The sequence below is a fragment of the Pseudoxanthomonas sp. GM95 genome (genome assembly GCF_900109775.1).
Lineage (GTDB): Bacteria > Pseudomonadota > Gammaproteobacteria > Xanthomonadales > Xanthomonadaceae > Pseudoxanthomonas_A.
In genome coordinates this window covers 94368-114375 of record NZ_FOAX01000005.1, presented here as the reverse complement: position 1 = coordinate 114375, position 20008 = coordinate 94368, and the positions used below count along the sequence as shown (strand labels likewise).

Here is a 20008-nt window from a genome sequence, read left to right as displayed (position 1 = left end):
CAGATGGAGAACGGCTGCGACGGTTACCACGTCAGCTCCGTGCACTGGAATTACTCGGCCACCATGGGCCGCCGCAAGGAAACCGGCACCAAGGCCGTGGACGCCAACGGCTGGAGCAAGAGCGTCGGCGGCGTGTACGGCTTCGAGCACGGCCACATCCTGCTGTGGACCAACTCGCTCAACCCAGAAGTGCGTCCGGTGTGGAACCGCCGCGCCGAGATCGCCGCGCGGGTGGGCGAGGACAAGGCGGACTTCATCACCCGCCAGACCCGCAACCTGTGCCTGTATCCGAACGTGTACCTGATGGACCAGTTCTCCACCCAGATCCGCGTGACCCGCCCGATCGACGTGGACAAGACCGAGATCACCATCTACTGCTTCGGCATCAAGGGCGAGAGCGCTGAGGACCGCGCCACCCGCATCCGCCAGTACGAGGATTTCTTCAACGTCTCGGGCATGGGCACCGCCGATGACCTGGAGGAATTCCGCGCGTGCCAGCAGGGTTACGCCGGCACCTCGGCCGCGTGGAACGACCTCAGCCGCGGAGCCCCGCTGTGGGTGGAGGGCCCGGACGAAAACGCACAGAAGATGGGCATCAAGCCGCTGCTCAGCGGCGGCCGCAGCGAGGACGAGGGTCTGTTCGTACGCCAGCACGAATACTGGGCCAAGGCCATGCGCGATGCGCTCGCGCGCGAACAGGCTGGAGACGCTGCGTGAGCCACGACCTGCCTGCGGTTGCCGCGTTCCTGTATCGCGAAGCCCGCCTGCTGGATGATCGCCAGTGGGACGAATGGCTGGAGCTGTACGCCACCGACGTCACCTACTGGATGCCGGCCTGGGACGATGACGACCAGCTCACAGAAGACCCGCATTCGCAGATTTCGCTGATCTATTACCCCAGCCGCGACGGGCTGGAAGACCGCGTGTTCCGGATCAAGACCGAACGCTCCGGTGCGTCCACGCCCGAGCCGCGCACCAGCCACAATGTCAACAACATCGAGGTGGTGGACACGCGCGGTGAAGAAATTGACGTCCGCTACAACTTCCACACGCTCAACCATCGCTACAAGACCACCGACCACTTCTTCGGCACCTGCTTCGTGACGCTGCGCCGCGACGGCGCCGGCTACCTGATCAGCCACAAGAAGATCGTGCTGAAGAACGACTACATCCGCCAGGTCATCGACGTCTACCACATCTGACCCGCGCGAGAGGAGGACCGCCATGAGCTATCGCATCGCCCTGAACTTCGAAGACGGCGTCACCCGCTTCATCGACTGCAACGCAGGCGAGAACGTGCTGGATGCCGCCTACCGCAACAAGGTCAACCTGCCGATGGACTGTTCCGACGGCGTGTGCGGCACCTGCAAGTGCCGCGCCGAAGCCGGTGCCTACGACCTGGGCGACGAATACATCGACGATGCCTTGACCGAGGACGAAGCGCAGGCCGGCCTGGTGCTGACATGCCAAATGGTGCCCTCCAGCGACTGCACGCTGGCCGTGCCGGTCACCTCCACCGCCTGCAAGACCGGCAGCACCAGGTTCAAGGCCGCGGTGGTGGACGTGGTCCCGCACGAGGACGCCGCACTGGAATTGAAGCTGGAAGTCACCGGCGACGCGCCGGGGTTCCTGCCGGGCCAGTACGTCAACATCGCGGTACCGGGCAGCGGCCAGACGCGCTCGTATTCCTTCAGCTCCAAGCCCGGCTCGCACGAGCCGAGCTTCCTGATCAAGCGCGTGCCCGGCGGCCTGATGAGCGGCTACCTGGATAGCGCCAGCCCCGGCCAGGTGCTGGACATGACTGGCCCGCTGGGCAGCTTCTACCTGCGCGAAGTGAAGCGCCCCGTGCTGATGCTCGCCGGTGGTACGGGCCTGGCGCCGTTCCTGTCGATGCTCGCTTGGCTGGAAGAACACGGCAGCGGGCATCCGGTGTACCTGATGTACGGCGTCACCCGTGGCGCGGACCTGGTGCTGGTGGATGAACTGCAGAAGTTCGCCGAGCGCCTGGACTTCTTCAGCTTCGATACGTGCGTGGTCGAGCCCGCCTCGCGCCACCCGAAGATCGGCTACGTCACCCAGCACTTGATGCCCGAGGCGCTGCACGACGGCAAGGTGGACGTGTACCTGTGCGGCCCGCCGCCGATGGTCGATGCGGTGCGTAAACACTTCACCGAAACCGGCGTGACCCCGGCCAGCTTTTATTACGAGAAGTTCACGCCCAACGCGCCGGCCAGCACGCCGCAGGACCTGGCCGCGTGAGCTCTCGCTTCGCCGGCAAGGTGATCGTGGTGACCGGCGCCGCCCAGGGCATCGGCCGCAGCGTCGCGCTGCGGGCCGCGGCCGAGGGCGGCAAGGTCGTGCTAGTGGATCGCGCCGAGTTCGTTGGCGACGTGGCCAACGAAGCCGATGGCGTGGCCGCGTCCTTCGTGGCCGATCTTGAAACCCATGCCGGCGCGCAGGCGGCGATGGACTTCGCCGCGCAGACTTTCGGCGGCATCGACATCCTCATCAACAACGTCGGGGGCGCGATCCGGATGCGGCCATTTGCCGAGTTCGAACCGGCGCAGATCGATGCCGAGATCCGCCGCTCGCTGATGCCCACCCTGTACGGCTGCCACGCGGTGCTGCCGCACCTGATCGCGCGTGGTGGCGGCACCATCGTCAACGTGTCCTCCAACGCCACGCGCGGGATCTACCGGGTGCCGTATTCGGCGGCCAAGGGGGGCGTCAACGCGATCACCCAGTCGCTGGCGATGGAATACGCCGATCGCAACATCCGCGTGGTCGCCACCGCGCCAGGCGGCACCTCGGCGCCGCCGCGCCGCGTCGCCCGCAATGCGCAGGGAGACACCGCGCAGGAACAGGCCTGGATGGGCGAGGTGGTCGAGCAGGTCACCAGTTCCACGTTCCTCAAGCGCTACGGCACCATCGACGAACAGGTCGCGCCGATCCTGTTCCTGGCCTCCGACGAGGCCTCCTACATCACCGGATCGATCCTGCCCGTGGCGGGTGGCGATACAGGCTGATTTTCAACGCGCCCGTTGTTGGCGGCCGCGTCTATCCAAACGCAATGCATCCTGGGAGGGAGAGGTCATGCGCAGCATCGATGTCAGTGAAGCGATCGACTCAGGTCGATTCAGCAGGTTCCAGTGGTCGGTCGTGGTCATGTGCGGGCTGTTGCTCGTCGTGGACGGCTACGACGTGTTTGTCGCGGGCACGGTGCTGCCCACGCTGATCAAGGAATGGGGATTGACCAAGCCGGAGGCTGGCATCCTGCAGGCCTGGGCGCTGTTCGGCATGATGTTCGGTGCGCTGGTGCTGGGGCCACTGGCGGACAAGATCGGCCGCAAGAAAGGCGTGACCATCAGCTTCATGCTGTTCACCCTCGCAACGCTCTGTACGGGCTTTGCCGCGAACCCCGAGCAGTTCAAGGCGCTGCGCTTCGTCGCCGGCCTGGGCTGTGGCGGGCTGATGCCCAACGCAGTGGCACTGGTGAATGAGTACGCGCCCAAGCGCATGCGCGGCACGATGGTGGCGCTGATGTTCAGCGGTTACTCGGTGGGCGGCATGGTGGCGGCGATGCTGGCCATCTGGGTCATCCCGACGATGGGCTGGCAGCCGATGTTCTGGGCTGCCGCGGTGCCGCTGCTGGCGTTGCCGTTGATCCTTTGGAAGTTGCCCGAGTCGCTGGGTTTCCTGATCCGCCAGGGGCGACAGCAGGAAGCGCAGGCGATCTACGCCAAGCTCGACACCAGCAGCGCGCTCGAGGCGCTGGACGTGCTGGTCTGCTCCGAAGCCAAGGGGCCGGCCTCGTCGGTGGTCGAGCTGTTCCGCCACAACCGCACGGTACGCACGCTGATGCTGTGGGTATCGTTCTTCTGCTGCCTGCTGCTGGTGTTCCTGCTCAGCTCCTGGCTGCCCAAGGTCATGCAGGAAGCGGGCTACGCGCAGAAGGCCAGCATGCTGACCCTGTTCTCGCTGAACTTTGGTGGCATGGCCGGTGCCATCGCGGGCGGCTGGCTGGGCGATCGCTTCGGCCTGCCCAAGGTGGTGGTGGTTTTCTTCATTGCCGCGATGGCCTCCATCGCCTTGATCGGCTACATCCCGTCGGTGCCGGTGCTGTTCACCCTGGTGTTCATCGCCGGCGCCACGACGATCGGCACCCAGATCCTGCTGTACGCCAGCGTTGCCCAGCTGTACACGATGTCGGTGCGGTCGACCGGCCTGGGCTGGGCCTCGGGCGTAGGCCGTGTCGGTGCCATTGTCGGGCCGACCCTGGGTGGCGTCTTGCTGGCCAAGGAGATGCCGCTACAGCAGAGCTTCCTGATCTTCGCCATCCCGGCTGCCGTGTCCGCTGTGGCGATGCTGATCTTCGCCATTTCCCAGCAGCGCGCCGGTGCCGCGGCACCGCTGCTGACGGCAACCCAGGCGCCCTGAGCCGATGGGCTACGCCCGCCAGCTGATCAGGGACGCATCACTCCCGGCCATCCTGGCCGGGGTGATCGCCACGCTGATCTCCTTCGCCGGCCCGCTGGTGATCGTGTTCCAGGCCGCCTCGGGACTGCCGCCTGCGGTACTAGCTTCGTGGGTGTGGGCAATCTCGATCGGCAGCGGCGTGCTGGGGCTTGGACTGAGCCTGTGCTATCGCGTGCCGGTGGTGATCGCGTGGTCGATTCCTGGCTCGGTGCTGCTGGTCAGCCTGTTGCCGACGGTGGACTTCGCGGTGGCCGTCGGTGCGTACGTGGTGGCCAGTGCGGTGTTGCTGGCGGTGGGCCTGTCCGGTGCGTTCGACCGCATCGTGGCGCGCCTGCCACCGGCGATCACCGCGGCGATGCTGGCCGGCATCTTGTTTGGTTTTGCCACGAAGCTCTTCGTCGGCATGGCCGCGCAGCTGCCGCTGGTGCTGGTGATGTTCGTAGCGTTCTTCATCGGTCGTCGCTGGTTTCCGCGCTATGCGGTGGTAGCGGTGCTGCTGAGCGGCGTGGCGGTAGCGCTGGCCACAGGTCAGGTAGGTGGGCCGAGGCCGACGCTGGCGGTGACGCTGCCAGTGTGGGTGAGCCCGCGCTTTGACTGGCAGGCGATCGTGAGCATCAGCATTCCGCTGGTGCTGGTGGCATTGACCGGACAGTTCATGCCGGGCATCGCGCTGCTGCGCACCAGCGGTTATCCGCGCCCGGCCGCCGGGCCGCTGCTGGCCTGGTCGGCGGCGGGCTCGGCGCTGCTGGCGCCGTTTGGTTGCCATGGGTTGAACCCAGCCGCGGTCACCGCGGCGATCTGCACCGGGGTCGAGGCGCACCCGGATCCACGGCGGCGCTACGTGGCCGGCGCGTCTGGTGGCGTGGCCTATCTGGTGCTGGGCTGTTTTGCCGGCACGGTGCTGGCGCTGTTCGGCACGCTGCCCAAAGAGTTGATCGCCACGCTTGCCGGTCTGGCGCTGTTCCCCAGCATTGCCGCGTCGCTGACCACGGCGGTCGCTGATGCCAGTGACCGCGATGCGGCGCTGGTGACCTTCATCGTCTGCGCGTCGGGGATGTCGCTATTCGGGCTGGGTGCGGCGTTCTGGAGTTTGTTATTCGGCGTGGCCACCCACCTGCTGCTGCAGTGGCGTCAGGTCCGCGTCGCGGCACCTGCGGGACAAGTGCCGCGCTGAGGCGGTTGTTGCAAAGGGGAACCGGAGAGCCAGCACGGCCTGCCGGCACGTTGAGCCACCACATCGCCACGGCCTGACCATCGGGGACAGGCGCGGCATCGATCACGGTTATTCCTGGGAGGGAACACATGGATTCATTCGCCGCCGCCACCCGGCGCACTTCGCTGACGTGCGCCATCGCCATCGCCCTGTTCGCACCGGGAATCGCCTCGGCACAGGCCGCCAGCGACGTCGCACAGGACAAGCGCATCGCGCAGTTGGAAACCGAAGTGCTGGCGCTCAAGCAGATGGTCGAACAGCAGCAGACCCAGCTGGTCGATGCGCGCACGCGCCTGGATGCCGCCACCCAGCCGCCGGGCGCGCCGCTGCTGCGCGGCCCGGGCATGCAGAGCAGTGGCGCCATCGTCACCGCGCCTCCGGCACAGGCCTCGCCCGCGCTGGGTGCCGGTGCGCCCTCGCGCGCGCCGATTCAGAACACGGCCATCGTCGCTGGCGGTGACAGCCACTTCACCTACGGCGGCTTCATCAAGCTGGACATGATGTCCACCTACACCAGCGACGGCGCCATCGCCGACAGCACGCCGGGCCGGCTGTTCTATTTCCCCGCGGCCACGCCTGTCGATGCAGGTCCGGGCAAGAGCTACACCGACTTCCACGCGCAGTTCTCGCGTATCTGGTTTGGCGTGGACCGCGTGACCGATGCGGGTGACAAGCTCAAGGGCTATGTGGAGTTCGATTTCTTCGGCGGCGGCAACGGCAATGTCGGCAACGAGAAGTTCTCCAACGGCTATCCGCCGACCCTGCGCCACGCCTACGTGCAGTGGAACCACTGGCTGGCCGGCCAGACCTGGACCAACGCAATGGACCTGGGCTCGCTGCCGGAAACGGTGGATTTCGTGGGCATCGTCGACGGCACGTTGTTCGCACGCCAGGCGCAGATCCGCTACAGCACCGGCAACTGGTCTTTTTCGCTGGAAAATCCGCAGACCTGGTACCAGGCCGGCAGCCCGGCGCAGGTCAGCTCGGGCGAGAACAACATCCCCGACGTGACCGCGCGCTGGACCACCAAGGGCAACTGGGGCCACTTCAGCGTGGCCGGGCTGGCGCGCCAGCTGCGCACCGCCGACGACAGCACCGCAGGCTATGCGCTCAGCGTGGCCGGCTCGTTCAAGCTCAGCGACACCGACCTGCTGCAGTACACCGTCAGCGGTGGCCCGGGCCTGGGCCGCTATATCGGCTTCGGGCTCATCCCGGATGCCTATATTGAGCGCGATGGCGGGCTGAAGGCGCAGGACGGCTACGCGGGCTTTGCGGCATGGCGCCACAACTGGACGGGCAACCTACGCAGCACGTTGGCGTATTCGGCCGCCTACATTTCCACTGACGAATCAGCCGTGGGTCAACTGGCGACCGAGCGCACCCAGTCCTGGCGCCTGAACCTGATCTATTCGCCGTTCCCGCGCCTGGACGTCGGTGCGGAAGTGAGCTGGGCCAAGCGCCAGCTTGCCAACGATGCCGAGGGTGAATTGAACCGGCTGCAGACCACGGTTAAGTACACGTTCTGAGGCATGGCCTTGCCCGCCAGTTGGCGGGCACAGGGCACTACAAGCACGGCTGCTCCGGCGCCAGGGCGGCGGTCTGCGATTTAGTCTGCGCGTGGACCGGTGTGCAGTTTGTAGACATTTTCGTGCGTGCCACCCTGTGAGCGCGCGGCTCGCAGGTGTTCATGCTCACGGCCGATGATCGTGGCGGCCCGACGCACGCACGGTGGCGCGGTTAAAAGTTCCCTTTTCTAAGGGGTAGTGCGACTGTACGCCTTGCCTCTGTACATTTATTAGTGTGCAACGACTGATTCGAAAGCGGCGAAAGCGCCGCCATGATCGCTCTTGATTTGGCAATACTTCTAGACAAGATCGATCGTCACCTGAGCAAGGCACGGCAATGATCAGCCTCAGTCAAACTCCGGTGCGTTTGGATCTTCTGGCACCGAGAGCGGGGTTGCCTTCGTCCCAGCATATGTCACGATCACTTCAACGGCCTCGTCACCGGTGAGGCCGCGATGAACAACGCCGGTTGATTCGCAGCATGCTTGGCCTTCCTTGATCGTGTGTTTTTCCCCTGTTTCCTTGTCTTCAAGCGTCATCTGTCCCTTGATGACATATGCAGCGTTTGGAACCACATGTGAGTGCCAGGGGAGGGTGGTATGAGGCGGGATCGTGATTCTCAGGACGGTGAGTTGAGCGCGCCCCGTTGGATACTCTGCATATGGCTTGCCGTTCCACGCCGACTCGCTTTGCAGGACAGTTTCGGCTCGCGGCTTGCTTTTGTTGACCTCTGATTTCGAATCGTGGCCCTGTTGGGAGTTTCTTGTATCTTCATTTTGGGTCTGGCCCATAATTACCTCTTACTTTGAAAGAATGTGTTTACTTTTGAAGGCCTGCGAAAGCTGAGGGCCGAGCTCTATTCCGCCGTCTGGGCGACAGTGTTCGCCTGCGCTGGAGTCTTCGCGGCGTGACGGAACAAAAGCAGGTTCAGGAGTGCGCATGCGCCAACGGCCGCGACGCAGATCAACATCGACGCTGACATTCCAGCGGTGAAAGCCATGCGATTCGTTGAGGAAATCAGGATGCCGAATACGGCCACACCAATGATCCCACCGGCTTGTCTGGCTGATGACATAAGACCCGCAGCTATACCCGCATCATGTTGACTTACCGCGGCCAACATCGAGTTGTTCATCGACGGCACCGTTGAGGCGCTTCCGATGCCCACGATGATCAGCGCTCCATTGAGAAGCCAAGCGGAACTGGATGGGTCGGCAACTGAGAGCAGTCCAAACCCGACGACCTGTATCAACAAGCCGGCTGTCATGACTGAGAGGGGGCTTGCCCGTTGGGCAAGTCGCGCCGAGAGCAGCGAGGAGATCGTCATTACTGCAGTCAGCGGGATAAATGCCAAGCCTGTCCTCACAGGATCGTAGTGCAACAGCGTCTGGAAATAGATGCTCAGTACGAACACCACACCGTAGAAGGTCAGATTGATGACCGATCCGGTCATCATCGTGGCGACCAGAATGTGATTGCGGGCCAACCGTGCGGGAAGCATTGGTGAAGAGGTTCGGCGCTCAACCATGAAAAAGATGGCAACAAAAATCGCCGCCAAGATCAGGCACGCCTTGGGAATAAGCGTCCAGCCTTCTCCTGCGATTGCAGTCAGTCCATAGGTCATCAGAGCAAGCGCGATAGCAATGGTTGCTTGGCCACCAAGATCCAGCTTCTTCTCGACGCCAGGCGCTTTGGGCGTGTACATCACCGTCAATCCAATCGCCAGCAGGCCGATCGGAATATTTACCAAGAACACGCTTCTCCAACCCACGTGTTCGATGAGAAATCCGCCGATCACAGGTCCTGCTGCGAGCGCAATGCCACCGCACGCCCCCCAGAGTGCGACGGCCGACTGCCGCTTGCGAGCGTCGGCAAAGTTGAGCCGGATCAGCGTGAGGGAGGTCGGTATGAGCAGCGCCGCCCCGAGACCCTGGACGCAGCGCATTGCAATCAACATCGACATGGACGACGCAATGCCGCAACCGACCGAGGCGAGGGTAAAGATGCCGAAGCCCAGTGCGAATACTGGCTTGGCGCCCCATTTGTCGCCAAGCCCCCCTGCGAGGATGAGGAGTGCCGAAAACAGCAGTGCGTAGCTATTGATGACCCATTGCATGCCGTTCAAGCCGGTGTTGAAAGCCTGTTGTAGGGCTCCTAGCCCCACATTTACGACGCTGACATCAAGCTGGACAACCAAGAAGCCCAAGCACGAAGCAATTAAGACCGCTGTTGAACTTGCGCGCTTGACCACGGTTGTCTATCCGAAGAAGGGATGATCACGTTAGGCGCTTGCCAGCCATGCGTAAATGATAATATTTGCATGACATCAATGCGGATATGCATGCATCGTGAACTGGGAAGATCTGCGTTTTCTCTTGGCCATTCGATCAAGCGGCACGATATCCGGTGCAGCGCGAGAACTTGCGGTCGATCAAGCCACCGTCAGCAGGCGGCTGCAGGCGCTTGAGGCTGCCTTGGGCGTGCGTTTGGTCGATCGTTTGCCTAAAGAGGCGCGCTTTACCAAGGTCGGTGCGGACATTGTGGAACGCGTGCTGGAAATGCAGTCCAAAGCATTTGAGATCGAGCGAGTTCTGAAGTCCTCACGCAACGACAAGCAGCGGGAGATCGCTGTTTCCGCACCGCCGGTGCTTGCACGCCATCTGCTTGCGCCACATCTTCAAGATCTGTCCAAGCGCTTGGGTGCACCGAAGATTACGATCCTGAGTGAGCCTCATTTGGCCTCTCTCGCCCGCATGGAGGCGGATCTGGCGCTACGCCTGACGCGAGGTACGGACGATGGTGAAATCGTCAAAAAAGTAGGGCGCATGAATTTTGCAATGTACGCGCATACGAGCTACCCAAAAATTGATCATCCTGCCGAGTGGGAGTTCATCGGCTATACGCGGCGACAACCGGATTTTGAGCATAAACGCTGGCTATACAAGACAATCGCCAACCGCCGGGTCGTTTGCGAAGTCACTGACTTGAGTAATCAATACGAGGCAGCCTGTTCTGGCATTGGGGTAGCAGGCCTTCCACGCTTCATAGGCGATGGCGATTCACGTCTGCTGAGGCTGACGACCGAGCAGACGATGCTGGAGCTGGGCATCTGGTTGGCGCTGCATCCGGATCGCCGCAAAGACGTCCTTGTGCGGCACACGATGAATGCAATCGTCGAGGTACTGCATTTGAAGTCGCTCACCGATTGAGTTTATTTTTGAAATTGATGATTAGATCCTGATTCTTCGACGCCCACGATCCATGCGGTTCTTCGATTCGTTGCTGCATGGCACTCATCATGGTTGATCATGGGCTGGCAGTGCTCACCACAGCGCGGAAAGTCCAGGCTGTTCACCGTGCGGTTTGCCCATTGGTTTGGACCTGCGTTCTACAATCGGCGTATTTGGGAGGCATGTCTTGGAGATCCTTCCCGATTCGCTTTCAGGGCTCAGCGCCTTCGTCTCGGTTGTCCAGGCCGGAAGCTTCACCGCCGCCGCCGATCGCCTGGGCATCACCAAGTCTGCCGTCGGCAAGAGCATCAAGCGACTGGAGACGCGGCTGGGCGTGCAACTGCTCCATCGCACGACCCGGCGGCTGCGCCTGACCTACGAAGGCGAGGCCTACTTCAAGGCCTGCGAGGCGGCGCTGGAGAGCATCGTCACGGCCGAGTCAATGATCAGCAGCCAGGACCGCGGCCTGCGTGGTCGGGTACACATCGACATGCCGATCGCCTTCGGCCGCAGCCTGCTGATGCCGATCCTGTTCAAGGTGACCTCCGGGCATCCGCACCTGCACCTGACGATGACCTTGAACGACGGCGTCATCGATCCAATGACCGTCGATGCGGATCTGGTGGTGCGGTTCGGCAAGCTCCAGGACAGCAGCCACCTGGTCGCGCGCAGGCTAGGGCGCCAGCCGCGGGTCATCTGCGCGGCGCCGGCCTACTTGGAGACGCATGGTACGCCCCAGACCCCGGACGACCTGGCAGAGCATCGCTGCATTGTCGGCACCGAGCACGGCCCCCCCCAACACTGGAACATCCGCGAGGAAGGGCGTTCGCGCTTGGTCACGCCGCCGGCCACCCACCAGATCAGCGATGGCGAGTCGATCGTGGAGGCTTGCGCGGCGGGATTCGGGTTGTGCCAGATGCCGCTGTCGCTGCTGCGCTCGCGGATCGAGCTCGGGGCGCTGGTGCCGGTGCTGTCGGGCTATGCCGACGTGGACGTGGATATCCACCTGCTGTGGTTGCGCCAGGCGGAGCTGGCGCCGCGCGTGCGCTATCTGGTCGACCGCTTGGTCGAATATGCCGAACAAGGCGCCTTCAACTAGCGGCACGGGTGTGCCCACGGTGCGAGGGCGGCGGTCTGTGGCGCGGAACGCTCAACTGGCGACATCCCGTCAACAATCTGGCGACATGCGGTCTGTTTATCGCAGCCGCCGCGCCTCCTATAGTGCCGACCGGCTTGGAACGGTGGCGCCGGCTGATTGTCCGTAATCGCAACGGCATGCGCGGTATTGCTGCAGGCGCCATGAGACGGTGCCTGCGTTCTGAAGGACGCGGCATCGCCGCGCTGGTCCGTCTCCAAGGCCGGGACAAGACACACATGCGCTGGTGGAGCAGGACCTTTGCCTGTGCCGGTGGCGCGAGTGCGCCTGCTTCGCACGCGTTGACGTGCATCCAACGGGCCGGATAACCCGGCTCCCGGGAGACTCTCCATGTCGTTCGTTTCCGAGCCCAAACGTCGGGATGTTTCCGTCGGCTTGAGGCTCTATGTCTACATCCTTGGCGCCGTGATCGCGCTGGTGGGTGCCTATCTGGTCTATGGCGGAATCCAGCTCCTCTCGCTGGGTGGATCGCTGTATTACCTGCCCGCTGGCCTCACCCTGATCGCCAGCGCCGTGCTACTGGCACGGCTGCGCAGGAGCGCGGCGGCGCTGTATTCGGCGTTCTTTGCCGTGACTGCGGTGTGGGCGTTGTGGGAAGTGGGGCTCGCGTTCTGGCCATTGGCGGCCCGGCTTGGCCTGTTCGCGGTGCTGGGCGTGCTGCTCGCCCTGTGCGTGCCCTCGCTACCAGCAAGCCGAAGCACCAGGCATGTCCGCGCGGTGTCCTATGGCATTGCCGGACTGACCTTCGCGGCACTGGTGGCCACCTTCATCGGGGCGTTCAGCCCGATCTGGCTGGTCAAGCCCGGCAAGGCCGTGGCGGCTGCGCAGGATTACGATGCCGCGCGCGAACCCAAGGACTGGGTCGGATTCGGCCGCAGTACCACGGGCGAGCAGTTCTCCCCTGACAAGCAGATCAACAAGGACAACGTTGCCCAGCTGCAGGTGGCCTGGACGATGCATACCGGTGACATGACCATCCCGGGCAGCGAGAACCAGAACACGCCCCTGCAGATCGGCAACACGCTGTATCCGTGCACGCAGTCCGGGCGGGTATTCGCCGTGCGCGGCACCACCGGCGAGAAGCTCTGGCATTTCGATCCCAAGGTCACCGCCAAGTCCGCGGCCAACTGGCTGCGCTGCCGTTCGCTGGCCTATTACGAGGTCCCGTCGCTGCCGGACGGCGCGCCGGGCAAGAAGCGCATCTACCTGACCACCGGCGACATGCGCCTGATCGCGCTGGACGCCACCACCGGCACGCCGGTGGCCGCGTTCGGCAACGGCGGCACGGTGGCCCTGGCCAGCAACATGGGCGAGCTGCGCCCGGGCTTCTACAACCCGACCTCCGGTCCACTGCTGGCCGGCAGCAACCTGCTGGTCGGCGGCTGGGTGATGGACAACCAGTCCACCGATGAGCCTTCAGGCGTGGTGCGTGCGTTCAACGCGGTCACCGGCGAACTGGCCTGGGCCTGGGACGTGGGTCGTCCAGGCCAGATGCAGGCGCCGGCCAACGGCGCGTCCTATACCCGTGGCACGCCCAACATGTGGGCCACGCCCAGCTACGATCCCAAGCTCAACATGGTCTACCTGCCCACCGGTGGTGGAACCCCGGATCTGTTCGGCGGGCAGCGTTCGGCCGCCACCGACCGGGTCTCGCAGTCGGTGGTCGCGCTGGATGCCACCACGGGCCAGGAGCGCTGGACCTTCCAGCTGGTCCACCACGACGTGTGGGACTACGATCTGCCGTCCAAGCCGGTGCTCTACGACATGCCCGACGGCAAGGGCGGTCGCATCCCGGCGCTGGTCCAGGCGGGCAAGAACGGGCAGATCTACGTGCTTGACCGCCGCACCGGCAAGCCGATCACCCAGGTGGTCGAAAAGCCGGTGCCCACCAACGGCGTGCCCGGCGAGACGCTCTCGCCGACCCAGCCGTATTCGGTGGGCATGCCGGCCATGCGCGATGGCGTGCTGAGCGAAGCCAAGATGTGGGGCATCACCCCGATCGACCAGCTCAACTGCCGCATCCAGTTCAAGCAGCTGTATTACAAGGGCGACTACACGCCGCCGCAGCTGAGCTGGTACCTGGAGAATCCCTCCTGGTACGGCACCACCAACTGGGGTGGCCAGTCCATCGACAAGCAGCACGACGTCATGATCGTCAACGACATGCGGATCATGATGAAGGGCCGGCTGATGTCGCGCGGGGAAACCAACGGCATGCTGGCGGCCAAGTCGTCCGAAGGCGTCGGCGGCGTGATCCCGATGTCCAACACGCCTTACGGTGCCGAGCGCGGCATGGTCCAGTCCTTCCTGGGCGTGCCGTGCACCGACCCGCCGTTCGGCACCATGGCCGCCATCGACATGACCACCCAGCAGGTGCTGTGGCACCGCTCGCTGGGCACGCCCGAGCAGTTCGGCCCGCTGGGCACCAAGACCCACTTGCCGATAGAGCTGGGCATGCCGACCCTGGGCGGGGCGGTGACCACCGGCTCGGGCCTGGTGTTTTTCTCGGCGACCTCGGACTACTACCTGCGCGCGCTCGACGTGATGACCGGCAAGGTCGTGTGGAAGAGCCGTCTGCCGGTCGGTGGTGGCGCCACGCCGCTGGTGTTCACCTCGCCCGAGGACGGCCGGCAGTACGTGGTGGTGACGGCCGGCGGTTCGCGCTCGGCGCCGGACCACGGCGATTACATCATCGCCTACGCATTGCCTAAGACCACGCCGACCCAGCATTGAGCCTGCGGGGCAAGCAAAGCGCAGCCTGCTGGCTGCGCTTTGCCGTGCCCGCCTTAGCTTTCCCTCCGTCAACGCGCCATGTCCATGGCGTACCGAAGCCCGCGCGAGGCGCTGTGTGCACCCGCGCTCGACATGGTCTCGAAAGGAACCCTGCATGCCCTCCAAGAACACGCTCGCCCTGTTGTGCGGCTCGGCGCTGGCCTCGCTCGCGGCCGGGGCCGATGCGCAACAGCAGCATGTTGCCCCCTCCACCGACAGCCTCAGCCAGCGCGCCTTGCTGACCGGCTCATGGGATGGGCTGCGGACCCGCTTGGCGGACGCGGGCTATACCGTGACCGGCAGCGAGGTCGTCGACTCGGCCCATAACTACACCGGCGGCGATCGTGAGATGAGCCGCGCCGCGGGCCAGTTCCTGTTCGGTCTGACCATCGATACGGACAAGGCCTGGGGCCATCCGGGCGGCAAGGTGCAGATGACCGTCACCAACCGCCACGGCCGCAATCTCTCCAACGATGCCAACCTGGGCCTGCTGCAGCCGATGCAGTCCATCTACGGGCGCGGTGAGATCTGGCGCCTGGCCGACTTCTGGTACGAGCAGACCTTCAACGATGGCACCACCGCGCTGAAAGTGGGGCGGGTCACCCACGGCGAGGACTTCGGCGCCACGCCTTGCGGCAACGTCTCCAACGTCGTGCTCTGCGGTCCGGCCTCGAGCCAGATCGTCAGCGGCTACCTGTACAACCTGCCGGTCAGTTCGTGGGGCATGCGCCTGCGCCAGCAGCTGGCGACCAACCTGCACCTCAATGTCGGCGTCATTGAATCCAACCCGGTCAACCTGCGCGAGGACCGTGGGTTCTACCTGGGCACCAGCGGTGCCACCGGGACGATCTACGCCACCGAACTGCAGTGGACGCCAAGCTTGGGCGCCGCGGGCAACCTGCCGGGCACCTACAAGATCGGCGGCTGGTACGACACCAGCAACTCGGACAACGTCGCCTACGACATCCATGGCAATTACACGCTGCTGAGCGGCCTACCTGCGGCGCGCGAAAGCCATCATGTCGGCTTCCACGGCAACGTCGTGCAGCAGCTGGTAGCCCCGCGCGCCGATGGCTCCCATGGCCTGAACGTGGTGGCCAATCTGGCCGTGACCGACCGGGCCAGCAACAAGCTGCGCAGCAAGATGGCGATGATCCTGAGCTACACCGGTCCCATTCCGGGCCGGCCCCGGGATGATGTGACCTTCGGCATCGGCCAGGTCACGGTCAACAACCACGTCACCCGCGCCCAGCGTGCGCAGCACGATACCGGCCTGCGCCTGCTGGACCCGCAAAAGAACGAAGTGGCCGCCGAGCTCAACTATGGCTTTAGGATCACCCCGGCGGCCACGATCCGGCCCGGCCTGCAGTTCGTGCGTAATCCGGGTGGCCAGCGCGACCGCGGCGACATCCTGGCCGCCAGCCTCAAACTGGTCCTGGCGCTTTGACGGGGCGATGCCACACGTGATTGCGGACCACTGAGCTGCAAAGAAAAATGGCGACCTGCCTGCTCCTGAAGGGAGCGGGCAGGTCGCCATCTTGCTCTGCAGGGCCACCGTGATGGTGGGCGCTGCGAAAGGTCAGTCAGGCAGGCGGTCGAAGCCGTCGAAGGGCTTCAGGTAGACCGCGCCGAACGGATCGAGCCGCTTGCGGGTTTCCGCATCGGGATTGCCGTAGACGGTCAGACCCACAAAGCGCACGTGGTCGTTGAAGGGCTGCGCGAATGGGGCGAAGGTTTCGTCCACGTGCGAGACGACAGTGTCGGCCTGGTAACGCTCGACGATGTGCGCGGTCTTGCCGTCATCGCTGAAGCTGTATTCGTAGATCAGGGTTCCCGGTTCCTTCTGGGTCGCTGCGACGGCGGCCTTGACGATCTCCTTGAAGCTCTCGAGCTTGCCGGGCAGGATTTCCATCTGGAAGACGTTGGTGATGTGGTCTTTCATGGGCGATATGGCTCCAGTGATGTGGCACGCAGGCTGGTCTAGACCAACGTGCGTCGATGGCCCGCAGGCCCGCAGGTCACGGACCTGCAGGCCATCGGGCGCGGGTGGGGCGCGGTCAGGAGGCCGACGCCGGCCCTTCGCCGAACAGCTTGCCGGCGCCGGCCCAGTCCGACGGCTTGACGTCTTCGAAGATCACGTAAACGTAACTGGCATCGGTACCGGTGTTCTTGACGATGCTCTCGGTGATCTCGGCGGCAACGGCGGCCTTGGCCTTGGTGTCTTTTCCTTCAAACCAGCTCACGCGTACGACGGGCATTGGAGATTCCTCTCGTTGATGGGGAGTAACGATGGGCCAGGCGCAACACACTGCGCCAACCCGTGGGTGAACTAGGGATTGGCGTCGCCGCGGTCGGGCGCCGGCACCGAGAGCGGCATGCCTGGCGTGCCGGCATAGGTGATCACCACCACGCACGGCTCGTCACCGGTGAAGCCGCGGTGTTCGGCGCCGACCTGCTCGTTGAAGGATTGCCCGGCGCGCACGACATGGGTCTGTCCCGTCGCACGGTCTTCGACCGTCAGCTGGCCTGACAGGATGTAGGAGGCGTTGGGCATCGGATGGGTATGCCAGGCCAGCTTGGTCCTGGGTGGAATGGTCATGCGTTTGACCGTCAGCTCCGGCGTGCCCGGGGGATAGGCGTCGTAGGGCTTGCCATTCCATGCGCACGTCCCCTGCGACACGATCTCGTCGCGGGTGGGCGGGGCATGCTCGTGGTCATCTTTGGACATATTGATGCTTGGTCCATCCAGGGATTGTTCGCATGCGGAGCGGTCGGCGGCGCAAACGGGACAGGACTGCCGGTGCAGGTCGCAGGAAGCCGCTGTTCGATCGACGGCGTGGGACGGGACGTCAACCGCCCGGTCTTGTTGCAGGGCTTGCATCGTAGATCGCGCGCGTGCCCCGATAAACGACTGGCGCGGAGACGCAGTAGCGACTTCAGGTCCACAGTGCCTGGCGGAACGTGCAGGCGAGGGCCTTCGCATGCTCATCCGCTCCAGACCGGATAATGCAGTACTTGCCGAGCGCGAAGCGTCCCCACGCCATGACCCATCCTTCCAATCCTGCGGCCGACGGCTTTGTCCGGGTCCGCGGTGCGCGCGAACACAACCTCAAGGATGTCGACGTCGACATTCCGCGCGATGCGCTGGTGGTGTTCACCGGGGTCTCCGGATCGGGCAAGTCGTCGCTGGCCTTCGGCACCCTGTTCGCCGAGGCGCAGCGTCGCTACCTGGATTCGATCTCGCCGTACGCACGGCGGCTGATCGACCAGGCAGGCGTGCCGGAAGTCGATAGCGTCGAAGGCCTGCCGCCTGCGGTGGCCCTGCATCAGCAGCGCGGCGCGCCGACCACGCGCTCGTCGGTGGGCAGCATCACCACCATCTCCAACTCGCTGCGCATGCTGTATTCGCGTGCCGGTGACTATCCCAAGGGCCAGGAGATCATCTACGCCGATGGGTTCTCGCCGAACACGCCCGCCGGCGCCTGTCCGACCTGCCATGGCCTGGGCCGCGTCTATGACGCCACCGAGGCCTCGATGGTGCTGGATCGCAACCTGACCATCCGCGAGCGTGCAATCGCCGCGTGGCCTGGTGCCTGGCACGGGCAGAACCAGCGCGACATCCTCACCACCCTGGGCATCGACGTGGATATGCCCTGGTCCAAGTTGCCCAGGAAAACCCGCGACTGGATCCTGTTCACCGATGAGCAACCCGTGGTGCCGGTCTATCCGGGTTTCGATCTGGACGAAGCCCGCAACGCGCTCAAGCTCAAGACCGAACCCAGCTACATGGGCACCTTCACCAGCGCGCGCCGCTACGTGCTGCATACCTTCGCCACGACCCAGAGCCCGCAGCAGAAAAAGCGCGCGTCGCAGTATCTGGTCAGCACGCTGTGCCCCACCTGCGACGGCAAGCGGCTGCGGCGCGAAGCGCTGTCGGTGACCTTCGCCGGGCTGGACATCGGCGCGCTGTCGCAACGACCGCTGGCCGAGGTGGAGGCGCTGCTGGCGCCGGCCGCGCAGGGTAAATCCCGACGCAATGCGGCCCATCCCGAGCAAGTCGTCGCCGCCCAGCGCATCGCCAGCGACCTGCTGGCGCGCATCGCGATCCTGCAGGACCTGGGGCTGGGCTATCTCACACTGGAGCGCAGTACCCCGACGCTCTCGCCCGGCGAGCTGCAACGCCTGCGCCTGGCCACCCAAATCCGTTCGCAGCTGTTCGGCGTGGTTTACGTCATGGACGAGCCTTCAGCCGGACTGCATCCGGCCGATGCGCAGGCGCTGCTGCGGGCGCTGGATCAGCTGAAGGCGGCGGGCAATTCCATCTTCGTGGTCGAACACGAGATCGACGTGATCCGCCATGCCGACTGGATCGTGGATGTCGGTCCGGCCGCGGGCGAGCAGGGTGGCCAGGTGCTCTATAGCGGTCCGCCGGCCGGGCTGGAACAGATCAAGGCTTCGGCGACGCGGCGTTATCTGTTTGGCGGGCAGGAGCCGGTGACCAGCCGCGCGCGCGTGCCGGGCGCCTGGCTGCAGCTGCGCGGCATCACCCGCAACAACGTGGAAGGACTCGACGTTGACATTCCGCTGGGGGTGTTCACCTCGGTCACCGGGGTCAGCGGTTCTGGCAAGTCCTCGCTGGTCAGCCAGGCGTTGGTGGAACTGCTGACCCGGCACCTGGGCCAGCCGCGCGGCGAGGCCGAGGAAGACCTCGATCCGCTGGAGCGCGGCGCCGAGGCGCCCATCGGTGGCCATATCGTCTTGGGGCTTGAACAGGTGCGTCGGCTGGTGCGCGTGGACCAGAAAGCCATCGGCCGCACGCCGCGCTCAAACCTGGCCACGTACACGGGCCTGTTCGATCACGTGCGCAAGCGCTTTGCCGATACCCCGGCGGCGAGGAAACGACGCTTCGACGCGGGGCGGTTCTCCTTCAACGTGGCCAAGGGTCGCTGCGAGACCTGCGAAGGCGAGGGCGCGGTGAGCGTGGAGTTGTTGTTCATGCCCAGCGTGTACGCGCCTTGCCCCACCTGCCATGGCGCGCGCTACAACGCCAGAACGCTTGAGATCCAGCTGCATGGGCACAATATCGCCCAAGTATTGCGCATGACCGTGGCCCAGGCGGCGGCATTCTTTGCCCAGGACGCCACCATCGCCCGGCCGCTGCAGGTGCTGATCGAAGTGGGGCTGGGCTATCTGCGCCTGGGCCAGCCGGCGACCGAGCTGTCCGGTGGCGAAACCCAGCGCATCAAGCTGGCGACCGAACTGCAGCGCGCCCAGCGTCGCGACACCGTGTACGTGCTGGACGAACCCACCACCGGGCTTCATCCGTCCGACGTGGACACGCTGATGATCCAGCTGCAGGGACTGGTCGATGCCGGCAATACCGTAATCCTGGTCGAACACGACATGCGCGTGGCCGCCGGCAGCGACTGGATCATCGACATGGGCCCGGGCGCCGGTGACAAGGGCGGCAGAGTGGTCGCCGCGGGTTCGCCTGCCAAGGTGGCCGCTTCCAGGGCAAGCCGGACCGCGCCGTTCCTCAAGGCGGCGATGCAGCCCGCTGGCTGATATCACCTGCGCGTGCTGTCGGCGTTGCCGC

The 20008-nt window shown here is 64.7% G+C and carries 17 protein-coding genes; 12 read left to right on the top strand and 5 right to left on the bottom strand.

The window, feature by feature from the left end:
* The 7 genes from BMZ17_RS20310 to BMZ17_RS20280 all read left to right on the top strand — a co-directional run.
* A partial coding sequence (locus BMZ17_RS20310; RefSeq protein ID WP_254775493.1) for an RHO alpha subunit C-terminal catalytic domain-containing protein occupies nt 1–717 on the top strand: 717 nt, incomplete at its 5' end.
* Nucleotides 714–1202, top strand: coding sequence for a benzoate 1,2-dioxygenase small subunit (benB, locus tag BMZ17_RS20305; protein WP_093144247.1), 489 nt, complete (start codon nt 714–716; stop codon nt 1200–1202). The genes BMZ17_RS20310 and benB, both read left to right, overlap by 4 nt.
* 22 nt (nt 1203–1224) lie before the next feature.
* On the top strand, nt 1225–2259 hold the full coding sequence (benC, locus tag BMZ17_RS20300; protein ID WP_093144244.1) for a benzoate 1,2-dioxygenase electron transfer component BenC: 1035 nt from the start codon (nt 1225–1227) through the stop codon (nt 2257–2259).
* Nucleotides 2256–3026 carry a benzoate diol dehydrogenase BenD gene (gene benD, locus BMZ17_RS20295; protein ID WP_093144241.1) on the top strand — a complete coding sequence of 257 codons (771 nt, stop codon included), beginning with the start codon at nt 2256–2258 and terminating at the stop codon, nt 3024–3026. The genes benC and benD overlap by 4 nt, the downstream gene beginning before the upstream one ends.
* Before the next feature lie 67 nt (nt 3027–3093).
* Nucleotides 3094–4437, top strand: coding sequence for an MFS transporter (locus BMZ17_RS20290; RefSeq protein ID WP_093144238.1), 1344 nt, complete (start codon nt 3094–3096; stop codon nt 4435–4437).
* A gap of 4 nt (nt 4438–4441) precedes the next feature.
* The gene (locus BMZ17_RS20285) at nt 4442–5650 is read left to right on the top strand and encodes a benzoate/H(+) symporter BenE family transporter (protein WP_093144235.1); all 1209 of its coding nucleotides are present in this window, start codon (nt 4442–4444) and stop codon (nt 5648–5650) included.
* 128 nt (nt 5651–5778) lie between these two features.
* Entirely contained in the window at nt 5779–7215 is a 1437-nt protein-coding gene (locus BMZ17_RS20280) for a DcaP family trimeric outer membrane transporter (protein ID WP_254775492.1), read from the top strand.
* Nucleotides 7216–7601: 386 nt separating this feature from the next.
* Here the strand turns inward: BMZ17_RS20280 and BMZ17_RS20275 are convergent, their stop codons facing one another.
* Nucleotides 7602–8045, bottom strand: a complete 444-nt coding sequence (locus tag BMZ17_RS20275; RefSeq protein WP_093144232.1) for a cupin domain-containing protein — start codon at nt 8043–8045, stop codon at nt 7602–7604.
* 65 nt (nt 8046–8110) lie between these two features.
* Nucleotides 8111–9505, bottom strand: coding sequence for an MFS transporter (locus tag BMZ17_RS20270; protein ID WP_093144229.1), 1395 nt, complete (start codon nt 9503–9505; stop codon nt 8111–8113).
* Nucleotides 9506–9602: 97 nt separating this feature from the next.
* Here BMZ17_RS20270 and BMZ17_RS20265 point away from each other — a divergent pair, with 97 nt between their 5' ends.
* From BMZ17_RS20265 to BMZ17_RS20250, 4 genes are all read left to right on the top strand, one after another.
* Nucleotides 9603–10463 carry a LysR family transcriptional regulator gene (locus BMZ17_RS20265; RefSeq protein ID WP_093144226.1) on the top strand — a complete coding sequence of 287 codons (861 nt, stop codon included), beginning with the start codon at nt 9603–9605 and terminating at the stop codon, nt 10461–10463.
* A gap of 208 nt (nt 10464–10671) precedes the next feature.
* Nucleotides 10672–11583, top strand: coding sequence for a LysR family transcriptional regulator (locus BMZ17_RS20260; protein ID WP_254775491.1), 912 nt, complete (start codon nt 10672–10674; stop codon nt 11581–11583).
* A gap of 387 nt (nt 11584–11970) precedes the next feature.
* A complete protein-coding gene (locus BMZ17_RS20255) occupies nt 11971–14373 on the top strand; it encodes a membrane-bound PQQ-dependent dehydrogenase, glucose/quinate/shikimate family (protein ID WP_093144222.1) in 2403 nt (800 codons plus the stop codon).
* A 154-nt stretch (nt 14374–14527) separates the two neighbouring features.
* A complete protein-coding gene (locus tag BMZ17_RS20250) occupies nt 14528–15859 on the top strand; it encodes a carbohydrate porin (protein ID WP_093144220.1) in 1332 nt (443 codons plus the stop codon).
* 132 nt (nt 15860–15991) lie between these two features.
* Here BMZ17_RS20250 and BMZ17_RS20245 read toward each other — a convergent pair whose 3' ends face one another.
* The 3 genes from BMZ17_RS20245 to BMZ17_RS20235 form a co-directional block, all read right to left on the bottom strand.
* The gene (locus BMZ17_RS20245) at nt 15992–16354 is read right to left on the bottom strand and encodes a putative quinol monooxygenase (RefSeq protein WP_093144218.1); all 363 of its coding nucleotides are present in this window, start codon (nt 16352–16354) and stop codon (nt 15992–15994) included.
* Between the two features lie 115 nt (nt 16355–16469).
* A complete protein-coding gene (locus tag BMZ17_RS20240) occupies nt 16470–16670 on the bottom strand; it encodes a tautomerase family protein (RefSeq protein WP_093144216.1) in 201 nt (66 codons plus the stop codon).
* 71 nt (nt 16671–16741) lie between these two features.
* Complete coding sequence (locus BMZ17_RS20235) at nt 16742–17140, bottom strand: cupin domain-containing protein (protein WP_093144214.1); 399 nt, start codon at nt 17138–17140, stop codon at nt 16742–16744.
* A gap of 314 nt (nt 17141–17454) precedes the next feature.
* On the opposite strand from BMZ17_RS20235, the gene BMZ17_RS20230 reads away from it, so the two are divergent.
* Nucleotides 17455–19977 carry an excinuclease ABC subunit UvrA gene (locus BMZ17_RS20230; protein WP_093144212.1) on the top strand — a complete coding sequence of 841 codons (2523 nt, stop codon included), beginning with the start codon at nt 17455–17457 and terminating at the stop codon, nt 19975–19977.
* Nucleotides 19978–20008 lie beyond the last annotated feature (31 nt).